The organism is Streptacidiphilus cavernicola, from assembly GCF_042510955.1.
Lineage (GTDB): Bacteria > Actinomycetota > Actinomycetes > Streptomycetales > Streptomycetaceae > Streptacidiphilus > Streptacidiphilus cavernicola.
Map to the genome: position 1 here is coordinate 146,668 of NZ_JBHFAB010000001.1, position 12,866 is coordinate 159,533.

The following is a 12,866-nucleotide window of genomic DNA, read 5'->3' on the forward strand; positions in this document are numbered from 1 at the left end:
CCCGCCGCGGCGAGCGGCCAGGCTGCTGGGGGGTTGGCTGGAGCGCCGACGGGGACTGACGTCCGCGGCGCCTGGATGACACCCAGGTTACGCGCCGGGGACGGTTCCCGTCGCCTCCGGGTCAGCAGCTGAGACCCTCGGCGGAGCCCAACCGAAGCTCAGCGGGGGCTCACTCCCCGCCGCGCGCGCGGGCGTCGGCCGCCGCGTGCGCCGCCGCCGTCCCGGGCCGCTTGCGCTCCACCCAGCCCTCGACATTGCGCTGCTGCGGACGGGTGACCCCGAGCGCCCCGGCCGGAACGTCCTTGTAGATAACGGATCCTGCCGCCGTGTAAGCCCCGTCCCCGACCGTGACCGGGGCGACGAACATGTTGTCCGAACCGGTCCTGCAGTGGTCCCCGATCGTGGTGTGGTGCTTGTTCACGCCGTCGTAGTTGACGAAGACCGAGGCCGCGCCGATGTTGCTGCCCTCGCCGATTGTGGCGTCGCCCACATAGCTGAGGTGCGGCACCTTGCTGCCCGCGCCGATCACTGCGTTCTTGGTCTCGACGTAGGTCCCGATCTTGCCCTTGGCGCCCAGCACCGTGCCCGGACGCAGGTAGGCGTACGGGCCCACGGTCGCCCCCGGGCCGACCACCGCACCGGTCGCCGTGGTGTTGCTCACCTGGGCGCCCGCGCCGACCGCGGTGTCCCGCAGGGTGCAGTTGGGGCCCACCTCGGCGCCCTCGCCGATGCTGGTCGCCCCCTGCAGCTGGGTGTTCGGCAGGACCACCGCGTCCTGCTCGTAGGTCACCTGGACGTCCAGCCAGGTGGTCGCCGGGTCCACCACCGTGACGCCGGCCCGCATCGCCGCCTCGACCAGCCGGTCGTTCATGATCCGGCGGGCCTCGGCCAGCTGCACCCGGTCGTTGATCCCGAGGATGTCCCGGTAGTCCCCGGCCACCAGTGCGCCCACCCGGTGGCCCTCCTCGCGGAGGATGCCGAGGACGTCGGTCAGGTACTCCTCGCCCTGGCTGTTGTCGGTGCGGACCTCGCCCAGCGCCTCGCCCAGCAGCTTGGCGTCGAACGCGAAGACGCCGGAGTTGATCTCGGCGATCCGGAGCTGCGCCTCGGTGGCGTCCTTGTGCTCCACGATCCGCTGCACCTCGTGGCTCGGGCCGCGGAGGATCCGGCCGTAGCCGCTGGCGTCCGGGACCTCGGCGGTCAGCACGGTCGCGGCGTTGCCGTCGACGGAGTGCGCCTCGACCAGGCGGCGCAGGGTGGCGCCGGTGAGCAGGGGGGTGTCGCCGGTGCTGACCACGACCGTGCCGTCCAGGGAGACCCCGTCGGCGGCGAGCGCCTCCAGCGCGGTGCGGACGGCGTGGCCGGTGCCGTTCTGCTGGTCCTGGACCACGGTGCGGGCCGCCGGGTCGACCTCGGCGAGGTGGGCGGCGACCTTCTCCCGCAGGTGGCCGATGACGACGACCAGGTGCTCGGGGTGGAGTTCGCGCCCGGCGGCGACGGCGTGGCCGACGAGGGTGCGGCCGCAGAGGGGGTGCAGCACCTTCGGCAGCACCGCCGACTTCATGCGGGTACCCCCGCCGGCGGCGAGAACGACGACAGCGGCCGGCGGATTGAAGCTCACGACTGGAGGCTCCTCGGCGTCAGAAGATGAGGGAACGCCGGGCCCGCAGAGGGTTTCGCACAGGCGCACCCGGACCGTTCGAGAATAACCGTCCACCGGGCATCCGCAGACGCGTGAGCTGAGGCGCTCCCCGGGCAGGAATCGAACCTGCGACCTCCAGAATCAAAATCTGGCCGCCCGTGCCAGCAGAGCAACCGGGGAAGGCACTGGACAGACTACGGGTTTCGGGGCCTCAGCTCCACCACCATTCCGGACCACCGGACGCGGCGAGCTGTTCACCCGCCCGCCACGCCGGGCGCGTGTGGGGGTGTGCGCAGCGGGGCAATCAACCTACGATGCCGTAGGTTACGGACCCGTAGGCACGGTGTTCCGGCATCGCGCCCCCTCACCCCACCTTTCCCCGAGGTAGCCGTATGAGCATTGAGCCCACTGAGGAGAGCCCCGCCGCCGCGACGGCCGTGCTGACCCGACCGGACGGGTCGAAGCCGGTGCTGGCGACCCGCGGCGGTGAGAAGCAGGGGACCGCGGAGCGCGTCGCCCTGGGGTCGTTCATCACCGTGCCGTTCCTCGCGGTCGTCGCCGCTGTGCCGTTCGCCTGGGGCTGGGGCATCGGCTGGCACGACGTGGTGATCATGACGGTGATGTACTTCACCGCCTGCCACGGCGTCACCGTCGGCTTCCACCGCTTCTTCACCCACGGCTCGTTCAAGGCGAACCGGGCCCTGAAGATCGCGCTGGCGGTGGCCGGGAGCCTGGCGATCGAGGGTCCGATCGTGCGCTGGGTGGCGGACCACCGCAAGCACCACAGGTTCTCCGACAAGGACGGCGACCCGCACTCCCCGTGGCGCTACGGCGAGTCGATCCCGGCGCTGCTCAAGGGCCTGTGGTGGGCGCACATGGGCTGGCTGTTCGACGAGGAGCAGACCCCGCAGCAGACCTACGCCCCGGACCTGGTGAAGGACCGTGACATCTCCTGGATCTCACGCCAGTTCGCGTTCTTCACGCTCGCCTCGGTGCTGCTCCCGCCGCTGGTCGGCGGGCTGTGGTCGTGGTCCTGGTGGGGCGCGCTGACGGCGTTCTTCTGGGGTTCGCTGGTTCGGGTGGCGCTGCTGCACCACGTCACCTGGTCGATCAACTCGATCTGCCACGCGGTGGGCAAGCACCCGTTCAAGTCCCGCGACCGCTCCGGGAACGTGGCCTGGCTGGCGATCCTGTCCTGCGGCGAGTCCTGGCACAACCTGCACCACGCGGAGCCGACCTCGGCCCGGCACGGGGTGCTGCGCGGGCAGGTGGACTCGTCGGCGCGGCTGATCCGCTGGTTCGAGTTGGCGGGGTGGGCGCAGGACGTCCGCTGGCCCAGCCCGGAGCGGATCGCGGCCCGGCGCGCGGCATGATGGTCCCGTGAACGAAAGCAGCAGTGGGTCAGACGGGGCGGGAGATCCATCCGCACCCGTGCGGGCCGCACGGGGGTCTCGGGCGCGCAAGCCGGCGGCGGCCGCGGGAGGCAGGGCCGGCCGGGTGCGGATGAGCGGGAAGCAGCGGCGGGAGCAGCTGCTCGACGTCGGCCGGGCGCTGTTCGCGGAGCGCGGGTACGAGGCGACCTCGGTGGAGGAGATCGCGGCCAAGGCCGGGGTGTCCAAGCCGGTGGTGTACGAGCACTTCGGCGGCAAGGAGGGGCTGTACGCGGTCGTGGTGGACCGGGAGATGCAGCTGCTGCTGGACATGGTGACCGGCTCGCTGACCGGCGGTCATCCGCGCGAGCTGTGCGAGGAGGCGGCGTTCGCGCTGCTGGACTACATCGAGACGTCCACCGACGGGTTCCGGATCCTGGTCCGGGACTCGCCGGTGGCGCAGTCGACCGGGACCTTCGCCTCGCTGATCAACGACATCGCGACGCAGGTGGAGGACATCCTCGGCCATGAGTTCAAGTCCCGCGGGTACGACGCGAAGCTGGCCCCGATGTACGCGCAGATGCTGGTCGGGATGGTCGCGCTGACCGGCCAGTGGTGGCTGGACGTGCGCAGGCCGAAGAAGGCGGAGGTGGTCGCCCACCTGGTGAACCTGGCCTGGCACGGCCTGGAGGGGATGGAGCGCCGCCCGCAGCTGGTGGGCCGCCGCAAGAGCTAGCCGTCGCGGTCGGCGCGGTCAGTCCCGCACCGGGATCGGCTCCAGGAACTCGATCCGGTTGCCGACCGGGTCGGTGGAGTAGAAGCGGTGGTGGCCGGGCAGGTCGTAGTCCCACGTGACGGGCGCGCCCAGGGCGGCGATCTGCCGGGCGTAGGCGTGGATGCCCTGGATCCGCAGGGCCGGGTGGGCCTTCCGGGCCGGGGTGAACGGCTCCTCGATACCGAGGTGCAGCTGCACCGGGCCGACCTGGAACCAGCAGCCGCCGCGCAGTGCCAGCAGCGGCGGCTTGGCGATCTCGGTCATCCCGAGGACACCGGCGTAGTAGTCGCGGAGCCGTTGCTCGCTGCCGGGCGGGGCGGCGAGCTGGACGTGGTCGAGGGCGATGATCATGGCGTGCCCCTACCCCTTGGTGGCGACGACGAAGACCCGGCGGTACGGCAGCACCGTGCCGTGCGGGGTGGCCGGGTAGGCCTCGGCCAGGGCGGCGGAGTACTCGGCCAGGAATTCCGCGCGCTCGGCCGGGTCGGGCAGGGCGTCCAGGCTGGGTCGCAGGCCGGTGCCGAGCATCCAGTCGAGCACCGGGTCCTCGCCCTGGAGCACCTGGTAGTAGGTGGTCTCCCAGGCGTCGACGGTGCAGCCGAGGGCGCTGAGCCGGGCCAGGTAGTCGGCCGGGTGGAGCACTCCAGGACGGCTGAGGTCGGCCAGCCGCGCGGCCCAACGGGGGCCGGTGCGCAGGGCGGTGAGCAGGGTGTGGGTCGGCTCGCCGAAGTTGCCGGGGACCTGGAAGGCGAGGCTGCCGCCGACCGGCAGCGCCTCGATCCAGCGGGGGAAGAGGTCGGCGTGGCCGGGGACCCACTGCAGCGCGGCGTTGGAGAGGATCAGGTCGGGGGCGGGGCCGTCCGCGGCGGGGTCGTAGCCGGTGATGTCGCCGAGCCCGAAGGCGGTGCCGGGGTGGTCCCGGCGGGCCTTGTCGATCATCGGGGCGGAGTTGTCGATGCCGGTGACGGAGGCCCCCGGCCAGCGGTCGGTGAGGGTGGCGGTGGTGTTGCCCGGCCCGCAGCCGAGGTCCACGATCCGGGTCGGGACGCCGGGGACCCGGTCGACCAGCTCGTGGAACGGGCGGCTGCGGTGGTCGGCGTGGCGGAGGTACTGGGCCGGGTCCCAGGTCACCGCGGGCGTCACGGGGGGCGTCATGGAATGCTCCAAGTATCTCGACATCAAGATACTTCGAGTTTGGCCGATTTCGTCTCTTGATGTCAAGAGACTTCATATCGACACACCGCCCACTACACTGATCAACCATGGAGGACGAGGTCGACCGGTTGGTCGCTGCATGGCGCCGCGAGCGCCCCGACCTCGACGTGGAACCGCTGGAGGTGCTGAGCCGGATCAGCCGCCTCGCCCGCCATCTGGACCGGGCCCGGCGCACCGCCTTCGCCGAGCACAGCCTGGAGCCGTGGGAGTTCGACGTGCTGACCGCGCTGCGCCGGGCCGGCGACCCGTACCAGCTCTCGCCGGGGCAGTTGCTGACGCAGACCCTGGTCACCTCCGGCACGATGACCAACCGGATCGACCGGCTCGCGGTCAAGGGCCTGGTGCAGCGGCTCCCCGACCCGGGCGACCGGCGCGGGGTGCTGGTGCGACTGAGCCCGGCCGGGCGGGATCTAGCCGACCAGGCGCTGGCCGGGCTGCTGGCGCACGAGCGCGCCCTGCTCTCGGAGCTCTCCGCAGGTCAGCGCGGAGAGCTGGCCGGGCTGCTGCGGCAGCTGGTCGCCCCGTTCGACAATCTGCCGGAATAGAACCCCGGCAGCACTCTTGACGCAGTGCCAGCCACGGGGCCACTCTTGCCGAAATCGAGTTAGGAAACTTACCTAACTATCAGAGCAGGCAGGCTTCTCCTCTCCCCACGAAGGAGTACCACAGCGATGGCCCGTCAGTCCCTTCACCTCCGCGGCCCGGTCAGGAAGCTGGTTGCCGCGACCGCCGCGGCCGGCTGTCTCAGCCTGGGCGTCGTCGCGGTCGGCGGTGCGAGCGCCTCCGCCGCGACCACTCCGGCCAAGCCCTTCCCCGCCCACACCACCTACAAGGTCGGCGTGATGCCGTCCGCCTCGGCCGCGACCCGGGACGCGGCGGTGGAGAAGCAGTACGCCTCCTGGAAGAAGACCTACCTGGTCAAGGGCTGCGCCTCGAACGAGTACTACGTCTCCACCAAGGGCGACGACGACGCCCCCAACAACGGCACCGTCTCCGAGGCACAGGGCTACGGCATGAACATCGTGCCGCTGATGGCCGGCTACGACGCCTCCGCACAGACCGAGTTCAACGGCCTGTGGCAACTGGTGAAGGACCACAAGGACGCCGACGGCCTGATGCAGTGGCAGCTCGACGGCAAGACCTGCAAGTACACCGACTCCGGCACCCCGGACTCGGCCACCGACGGCGACCTGGACGTCGGCTACGGGCTGATCCTGGCCGACAAGCAGTGGGGCGGCTACACCGCCGACGCCAAGGCCTGGCTGGCCAGCGTCTACGCCCACGACGTCGCCCCGGACGGCCACCTCAAGTGCGAGGACGACGGCCCGAACACCGACACCCGTCCGTCCGACATGATGCTGGACCACCTGCGGGCGTTCGCGAAGTACGACACCGCGCACGACTGGAGCAAGGTGGTCACCCGCACCGAGGCCGTGATCAACGAGTTCACCGCGGGCTACTCGGCGAGCTCGGGCCTGCTCTCGGACTTCGTGGTCAACGCCAACGGCACCAGCCCCAAGCCGGCCCCGGCCAACTACCAGGAGGACCAGCCGGACAACATCGTCGGCTACAACTCCATCCGGGTCCCCTGGCACCTCGGCACCGACGCACTGCTGAACGGCTCCACCACCGCCGCGACCGCGTACAAGACGGCCAAGCTGGAGTCGGCCTGCCTGAAGTCGCTGTCCGGCGGCAACCCGGCGAAGGTCCAGCCGCACGTCAAGCTGAACTGCGCCAACGGCAACGTCTCCGGCGACACCCAGGCCGAGGAGGCCGGCGACTCGGTCGGCCCGGCGGCGATGGCCTCCGGTGACCAGGCCTGGACCGACGCGATCTGGAAGCAGCTGGCGTCCAACCCGTTCGGCGACGCCTACTACGGCGAGACCATCAAGACCCTGGTCTACATCGTGATGGCGGGCGACTACTGGAGCCCCACCTCCTGACCCGCACCGCCGGTGCCCCTCCGTCCTGAGGCGGAGGGGCGCCTCCCATGTGTGCACGGGTCTTGCCAAAAGCTACTGACCGGTTGGCATACTCCCTGGGACCGGGGGCCGCAGTGTCGCGTCTCCCCAGAAGGGGTGCACCACCCATGCGCAACAGCTCCATGATCCGCCGCGGTCTGACCGCCTTCGCGGTGGTCGCGCTCGCCGCCGCGTCGATGACCGGCACCGCCTCCGCGCACGGCCGCGACCCCGGTCACGGCCACGGCGGCCGGCCGCACCACCACCCGGCCCCGCCGCACTACTACGTCTCGCTCGGCGACTCGCTGGCCGCCGGCTACCAGCCGGACAGCAACACCAACACCTCGAAGGCGTACACCGACCAGCTCTACGCCAAGCTGAAGAAGCAGGACCCGCGCCTGGTCCACATCAAGCTCGGCTGCAGCGGCGAGACCACCGGCACCCTGATCAACGGCGGGATCTGCAGCTACCCGGGCGCGACCTCGCAGCTGGACGCGGCAGTGAAGTTCCTCCGGGCGCACCGCGGCGAGGTGCGCTACGTGACCCTGGACATCGGCGCCAACAACGTGGACGGCTGCCTGACCGGCGGGACCATCGACCAGGCCTGCACCACCGCGGGCGTGGCCACGGTCGCCACCCAGCTGCCGCAGATCGCCAGGGCGCTGCACCGGGCCGGCGGCGACGCACCCCGCTACGTGGGGATGAACTACTACGACCCGTTCCTCGCGGTGTGGCTGACCGGCGCGCCGGGCCAGGCGCTGGCGCGGCAGTCGGTCCAGCTGTCCACGGTGCTGAACGGCGTGATCGACCAGGGCCTGAGGCACGACGGCTTCGCGGTCGCGGACGTCTCGAAGGCGTTCTCCACCGACGACTTCACCGACCAGGTGACCCTGCCCGGCCTCGGCGCGGTGCCGCTGAACGTGGCCCGGATCTGCGCCTGGACCTGGGAGTGCACGCCGTACCAGAACATCCACGCCAACACGGCCGGGTACGGGGAGATCGCCACCGTGTTCGCGCAGACCCTGGCGCACCGCCGCTGACCCCTCGGATCAACCTCAGGCAGAGCCCGCCCCCGCCGTTCGGGGGGCGGGCTCTCGCCTTGTCGGCCGACGGTGTTGCGGAAATGTTATGCAATTATGAAGATCCCCCAGTAAAGCGAAGAAAGGGATGTCAAGGGACGTGTCCTCCGAAACCCCTCCCGGTCGGCTCGCCGCCTGGCGCCCCCGCGCCGCGGGCTTCGCCGTCTGGTACCTGCGGATCGCCGCGGTGCTCAACTTCTTCGGAGCCGTCTCCGCCCCCTTCCGGAGCCAGGTCTCCCGGCACAACACCGGGGACTTCTTCACCCCCTACATGCTCAGCGCCGGCTTCACCTCGGGCGCGCTGGCGCTGTTCCTGGCGATGATGATGCGCCGCCGCAAACGTGCCGCCTGGATCTGGAACACCGTGGTCGGCGGCCTCTACGCGGTCCTGATGGTGCTGCTGCTGGCGTTCGCGCCGGAGGTCCGCGAGCACTGGTTCAACTGGATCTCCACCACCCTCACCGTGCTGCTGCTGGTCGCGCTGCTGGTCGGCCGGCGGGAGTTCCGGGCCAAGGGCGACCGCTCCAACCCCCGGCTGGCCCTCGGCGTGCTGATCGGCGGCGGCGCGATCGGCGTGGCGGTCGGCACCGCCCTGGTCGCGCTGACCAACACCGCGGCCGACTCCAGCTTCGGCGTCCAGCTGCGGTACGCGCTGCTGCGGGTCTACACCCTGGCGCCGTCCGGGGCCGACCAGCGCGGCATCGACACCCCGCACTGGGTGGACATCGCCATCAACGTGATGAGCGCGCTGATCCTGGTGCTGGTCCTGTACGCGCTGTCCCGCTCGCCCAAGGGCAAGGAGTACCTCTGCCCGCAGGACGAGCTGCAGCTGCGCGCGCTGCTGGACCGGCACGGCGAGCGCGACTCGCTGGGCTACTTCGCGCTGCGCCGGGACAAGTCGGTGGTCTTCTCCCCGTCCGGGAAGGCCGCGGTGGTCTACCGGGTGGTCGGCGCGGTCTCGCTGGCCTCGGGCGACCCGATCGGGGACGTCGAGGCCTGGCCGGGGGCCATCGACCGCTGGCTGGACCAGGCCCGCGAGCACGCCTGGATCCCCGCGGTGATGGGCGCGGGCGAGGAGGGCGGCACCGTCTACGCCCGGCACGGCCTGAACGCGCTGGAGCTGGGCGACGAGGCGGTGGTCGAGGTGGACGAGTTCACCCTGGAGGGACGGGCCATGCGCGGCGTCCGCCAGGCGCACAAGAAGGTCGGCCGGGCCGGCTACACGGTCCGGGTGCGCCGCCATGCCGACATCCCCGACGCCGAGATGGACCTGCTGCTGCAACGCGCCGACCAGTGGCGCGACGGGCAGACCGAGCGCGGCTTCTCGATGGCGCTGGGACGGCTCGGCGACCCCGACGACGGCCAGTGCGTGATGCTGGAGTGCCACGACGGACAGGGCGAGCTGCGGGCGCTGCTGAGCTTCGTCCCCTGGGGCCGGGAGGGCCTCTCGCTCGACCTGATGCGGCGGGACCGGGACTCCGACAACGGGCTGCTGGAGTTCATGGTGATCGAGCTGATCGGGCAGGCCGAGGCGGTCGGCGTGAAGCGGGTGTCGCTGAACTTCGCGATGTTCCGGGCGGTCTTCGAACGCGGCGGCCGGCTGGGAGCGGGCCCGGTGCTGCGGATGTGGCGCTCGGTGCTGATCTTCCTGTCGCGGTGGTGGCAGATCGAGTCCCTCTATCGGGCGAACGCCAAGTACCGGCCCATCTGGGAGCCGCGCTACCTGCTGTTCAGCCGGAGCAGCGACCTGCCCAGGATCGGCATGGCCTCGGCCAGGGCCGAGGGCTTCATCACCGCGCCCAGCCTGCCCAGCCTGTTCAAGCGGCGGCACGTCCGTGCGCTGGAGAAGCCGGCGGAGCCTCTCAAAGAGGCCTGATCTGGGATTTCGTCCTAGTTTGGAAGAGATGAGAGCACTGCTGTTGGGAGACGGACTGCTCGCCGCGGCGCGGCGCAGCCTCACCCGGGACCGCTTCGCGGCCCTGGCGCTGACGCTCACCGCCACCACGGCGGTGCTGCTGTTCCAGGTGCTCCAGCACACCGCGGGCGGCGCCGCGCTGGTGGAGCGGATCGGCGTGGTGCGGGCGTCGCTGCCGCTGTGGCAGTCGCTGCTGCGGACCCCGATGTCGCTGTTCGTGCCCGCGCCGGACCTGCCGGTCTGGGGCGCGGCGGGACAGGTGTTCGTGGTCTTCGGCATCGCCGAGCTCACCATCGGCCGCTGGGCGACGCTGGCCGTCGCCTACGCGGGCACGCTGGCCGGCACGCTCTACGCCCGGCACGGCGTCCAGGCCGGCGCGCGGGGCACCGAGCACCTGTTCGCGCTGCCGTGGGACGACACCTTCGTCCGCGACACCGGTCCCTCGGCGGCGGTGGTGGCGCTGACCGTGTACGTCGCCTGGCGCTACCGGGCCTGGCTCACCGGGGGCGCGACCGTGCTGGCGATGGTGCTGGAGCAGGCGCTGTTCCCCAACCTGGCCGGGGTGGAGCACCTGGCGGCGATCCTGTGCGCGCTGGCGCTGGCCGGGAGCGGCGAGCTGGTCGCCCAGCGGCTGGTGCGGACGACGGACGCCTGGCGTCCGCTGCTGCCCGCGCCGCCCTGAGGCTTCCTCGGGGGTGAGGTGCGCAGGGTCGGGTCCGCGCGGGGGCTCAGTCGGCCGGGCCGACGCCCGCCCGGCGGGCCACCGCGACGGCGGCCAGGGTGGAGTGCACGCCGAGTTTGCCGAGGACGTTCTGCATGTGGGTGCGCACGGTGTGCGGGGAGAGGTAGAGCCGGTCGGCGACGGCCTGCCGGCCGAGGCCGGCCACCATGCAGCGCAGCACCTGTCTCTCGCGCGGCGTCAGCGACTCCACCAGGCGCTCGCTCTCGGTGCGGTCCCGGCGGGCCGAGGTGAGCTCCCTGATCACACCGGTGAGCAGCAGCGGGGGGACATGGGTCTCGTCCCTGAGCACCCCGCGGACCACGGCCATCAGCCGGCCCAGCGAACTCTCCTTGGCGACCCAGGCCGAGGCCCCGGCGGACAACGCCTGGACCGCCCGGCGCGGATCGTCGTCCACGGCGAGGACGACCACCCGCAACGACGGCTGCGCGGCACGGGTCCTGGCCACCGTCGCGATGCCGTCCACCGGCGGCGGCCCCCCGACCGGGCCGTCGGCGGGTGCCGGGGCGGGCGCGGCGGAGCCGGGGGGCGCGGTGGGCCCGGGGTGGGCGGTGGGACCGGGCTGCGCGGTGGGCCCCGGTTGCTGCGGTGCGGCCAGGGCGTGGGGGGTCGCCGGGGGGCGGCGTTGGGCCGGGAGGGTCAGTGCGGTGCGGCGGGGGGCGGCGCCGGGCGGGACGGGCGCGGGGGCCGCGCCGGGGGTCAGGTCGGCGTCGACCAGGAGGACCTGGAAGGGGCGGTTCTCGGTGCTGGCGCGTTCCAGCGCCCGCAGCACCGCCTGGGCGCTGCCCGCCGCGGCGACGTCCACGTCGGGCTCCGCGGCGAGCGCCGTGGCCAGGGCCTCGGCGAAGATCCGATGGCTGTCCGCCACCAGGACCCGGATACGCGCCACAGTCGTCCCCCTCCCCCGGCGGCCCCGGCCCCCGCCGGACCTCCAAGGGATCAGGGTAGGGCCTCAAGGTCGTCAGGAGCGGGGGAACGACAGGGTCGGATCCCGGACGCGGGTATGAGTCAGGTCAGCCGCCGCGCCCCCGGCCCGGGAACCGCGGTGAAGGCCCGCGGCTCGGTCCAGCCGCGGTCCGCGAACGCCACCGCGACGGCCGCGGCAACCGTCCCGGCGTCCGCCGCGTCGGCCAGGGCGATGATCGAGCCGCCGAAGCCGCCGCCGGTCATCCGCGCCCCGAGCGCGCCCGCGGCCACCGCGGTCTCGACCGCGAGGTCGGTCTCGGCGCAGGAGATGGCGAAGTCGTCGCGCATCGAGGCATGGCCCTCGGTCAGGATCGGGCCGATGCCGCGCAGGTCGTCCACGTCCAGGCGGGCCATCACCCGTTCGACCCTGGCGTCCTCGGTGACGATGTGCCGGGTCAGCGACCGCAGCTCGCCCTCGGGCAGCCGGGCCAGCGCCCGGTCGAGGCCGTCGTACGGCACGTCCCGCAGGGCGGGGACGCCGAGCAGCGCGGCGGCCCGCTCGCAGCCCTTGCGGCGCTCGGCGTAGGCGCCGTCCGCGTGGGCGTGCTTGACCTGGGTGTCGATGACCAGCAGCACCAGGCCGTGCCCGGCCAGGTCGAAAGGCACCTGACGGGTCGCCAGGCTGCGGGCGTCCACGAACAGCGCCTGCCCCTCGGCGCAGCAGCTGGAGGCCAGCTGGTCCAGGATGCCGCAGGGGACGCCGACGAAGTCGTTCTCCGCGCCCTGGCACAGGCCCGCCAGCTGAGCCGGTGTCAGGCCCAGTGCGTGGAGGTCGTTGTAGGCGGTGGCGACGGCGCACTCCAGCGCGGCGGAGGAGGAGAGCCCGGCGCCGGTCGGCACGTCGCTGTCCAGGTGCAGGTCGGCGCCGCCGACCTGGTGCCCGGCCCGGCGCAGCGCCCAGACCACCCCGGCCGGGTAGGCGGCCCAGCCGTCGACCGTGCCCGGGGCCAGGTCGTCGACCCGCAGCTCGGTCACCCCGCCGTCCGGGGACTGGCCGCTGTGCAGGCGCAGGATTCCGTCCCCGCGCCGGGACGCGGCGACCCGGGCGGCGTGCGGGAGGGCGATCGGGAGCATGAAGCCGTCGTTGTAGTCGGTGTGCTCGCCGATCACGTTGACCCGGCCCGGCGCCTGCCAGACGCCTTCCGGGTCGGTGCCGTACAGGGCGGCGAAGCCCTTCCGCACAGCCTCCGCGGGTGGTGTCACT

The 12,866-nt window shown here is 72.4% G+C and carries 12 protein-coding genes and 1 tRNA gene; 7 read left to right on the forward strand and 6 right to left on the reverse strand.

Translation table 11 applies throughout. The annotated features are described in order from the left end of the window. Window positions 1–169 precede the first annotated feature (169 nt). Together glmU and ACEZDE_RS00670 are read right to left on the reverse strand one after the other, a co-directional pair. Window positions 170–1,621, reverse strand: a complete 1,452-nt coding sequence (gene glmU / locus ACEZDE_RS00665; RefSeq protein WP_380530394.1) for a bifunctional UDP-N-acetylglucosamine diphosphorylase/glucosamine-1-phosphate N-acetyltransferase GlmU — start codon at window positions 1,619–1,621, stop codon at window positions 170–172. Window positions 1,622–1,747: 126 nt separating this feature from the next. Further along, a tRNA-Gln gene (locus ACEZDE_RS00670) sits at window positions 1,748–1,822 on the reverse strand. A gap of 212 nt (window positions 1,823–2,034) precedes the next feature. Here ACEZDE_RS00670 and ACEZDE_RS00675 point away from each other — a divergent pair. Next, the gene (locus ACEZDE_RS00675; RefSeq protein ID WP_380530397.1) at window positions 2,035–3,015 is read left to right on the forward strand and encodes an acyl-CoA desaturase; all 981 of its coding nucleotides are present in this window, start codon (window positions 2,035–2,037) and stop codon (window positions 3,013–3,015) included. A gap of 58 nt (window positions 3,016–3,073) precedes the next feature. After that, a complete protein-coding gene (locus ACEZDE_RS00680) occupies window positions 3,074–3,748 on the forward strand; it encodes a TetR family transcriptional regulator (RefSeq protein ID WP_380530399.1) in 675 nt (224 codons plus the stop codon). 18 nt (window positions 3,749–3,766) lie between these two features. Here ACEZDE_RS00680 and ACEZDE_RS00685 read toward each other — a convergent pair whose 3' ends face one another. Continuing rightward, window positions 3,767–4,138, reverse strand: coding sequence for a glyoxalase (locus tag ACEZDE_RS00685; RefSeq protein WP_380530402.1), 372 nt, complete (start codon window positions 4,136–4,138; stop codon window positions 3,767–3,769). Window positions 4,139–4,147: 9 nt separating this feature from the next. Further along, window positions 4,148–4,942 (reverse strand): methyltransferase domain-containing protein, encoded by a 795-nt coding sequence (locus ACEZDE_RS00690; protein ID WP_380530405.1) that lies wholly within the window; start codon window positions 4,940–4,942, stop codon window positions 4,148–4,150. A gap of 107 nt (window positions 4,943–5,049) precedes the next feature. Here ACEZDE_RS00690 and ACEZDE_RS00695 point away from each other — a divergent pair, with 107 nt between their 5' ends. The 5 genes from ACEZDE_RS00695 (at window position 5,050) to ACEZDE_RS00715 (ending at window position 10,639) form a co-directional block, all read left to right on the forward strand. After that, window positions 5,050–5,547 carry a MarR family winged helix-turn-helix transcriptional regulator gene (locus tag ACEZDE_RS00695; RefSeq protein WP_380530408.1) on the forward strand — a complete coding sequence of 166 codons (498 nt, stop codon included), beginning with the start codon at window positions 5,050–5,052 and terminating at the stop codon, window positions 5,545–5,547. Window positions 5,548–5,673: 126 nt separating this feature from the next. Then, window positions 5,674–6,945 carry a glycosyl hydrolase family 8 gene (locus tag ACEZDE_RS00700; protein WP_380530411.1) on the forward strand — a complete coding sequence of 424 codons (1,272 nt, stop codon included), beginning with the start codon at window positions 5,674–5,676 and terminating at the stop codon, window positions 6,943–6,945. A 146-nt stretch (window positions 6,946–7,091) separates the two neighbouring features. Further along, the gene (locus ACEZDE_RS00705) at window positions 7,092–8,003 is read left to right on the forward strand and encodes an SGNH/GDSL hydrolase family protein (RefSeq protein ID WP_380530413.1); all 912 of its coding nucleotides are present in this window, start codon (window positions 7,092–7,094) and stop codon (window positions 8,001–8,003) included. A 127-nt stretch (window positions 8,004–8,130) separates the two neighbouring features. After that, complete coding sequence (locus ACEZDE_RS00710) at window positions 8,131–9,918, forward strand: phosphatidylglycerol lysyltransferase domain-containing protein (protein ID WP_380530416.1); 1,788 nt, start codon at window positions 8,131–8,133, stop codon at window positions 9,916–9,918. Between the two features lie 28 nt (window positions 9,919–9,946). Further along, window positions 9,947–10,639 carry a hypothetical protein gene (locus ACEZDE_RS00715; protein ID WP_380530419.1) on the forward strand — a complete coding sequence of 231 codons (693 nt, stop codon included), beginning with the start codon at window positions 9,947–9,949 and terminating at the stop codon, window positions 10,637–10,639. Between the two features lie 46 nt (window positions 10,640–10,685). On the opposite strand, the gene ACEZDE_RS00720 is transcribed toward ACEZDE_RS00715, so the two are convergent. Further along, window positions 10,686–11,585 carry a LuxR C-terminal-related transcriptional regulator gene (locus tag ACEZDE_RS00720; protein ID WP_380530422.1) on the reverse strand — a complete coding sequence of 300 codons (900 nt, stop codon included), beginning with the start codon at window positions 11,583–11,585 and terminating at the stop codon, window positions 10,686–10,688. A gap of 119 nt (window positions 11,586–11,704) precedes the next feature. Continuing rightward, window positions 11,705–12,865 (reverse strand): galactokinase, encoded by a 1,161-nt coding sequence (gene galK, locus ACEZDE_RS00725; RefSeq protein WP_380530425.1) that lies wholly within the window; start codon window positions 12,863–12,865, stop codon window positions 11,705–11,707. Window position 12,866 lies beyond the last annotated feature (1 nt).

What these genes read in the sequence shown, in the direction of transcription:
- ACEZDE_RS00695 (WP_380530408.1), top strand. Translation starts at nt 5,050, where the DNA reads ATGGAGGACGAGGTCGACCGGTTGGTCGCTGCATGGCGCCGCGAGCGC.
- ACEZDE_RS00690 (WP_380530405.1), bottom strand. Translation starts at nt 4,942, where the DNA reads ATGACGCCCCCCGTGACGCCCGCGGTGACCTGGGACCCGGCCCAGTAC.
- ACEZDE_RS00715 (WP_380530419.1), top strand. Translation starts at nt 9,947, where the DNA reads ATGAGAGCACTGCTGTTGGGAGACGGACTGCTCGCCGCGGCGCGGCGC.
- ACEZDE_RS00675 (WP_380530397.1), top strand. Translation starts at nt 2,035, where the DNA reads ATGAGCATTGAGCCCACTGAGGAGAGCCCCGCCGCCGCGACGGCCGTG.
- ACEZDE_RS00700 (WP_380530411.1), top strand. Translation starts at nt 5,674, where the DNA reads ATGGCCCGTCAGTCCCTTCACCTCCGCGGCCCGGTCAGGAAGCTGGTT.
- ACEZDE_RS00705 (WP_380530413.1), top strand. Translation starts at nt 7,092, where the DNA reads ATGCGCAACAGCTCCATGATCCGCCGCGGTCTGACCGCCTTCGCGGTG.
- ACEZDE_RS00685 (WP_380530402.1), bottom strand. Translation starts at nt 4,138, where the DNA reads ATGATCATCGCCCTCGACCACGTCCAGCTCGCCGCCCCGCCCGGCAGC.
- ACEZDE_RS00710 (WP_380530416.1), top strand. Translation starts at nt 8,131, where the DNA reads ATGTCAAGGGACGTGTCCTCCGAAACCCCTCCCGGTCGGCTCGCCGCC.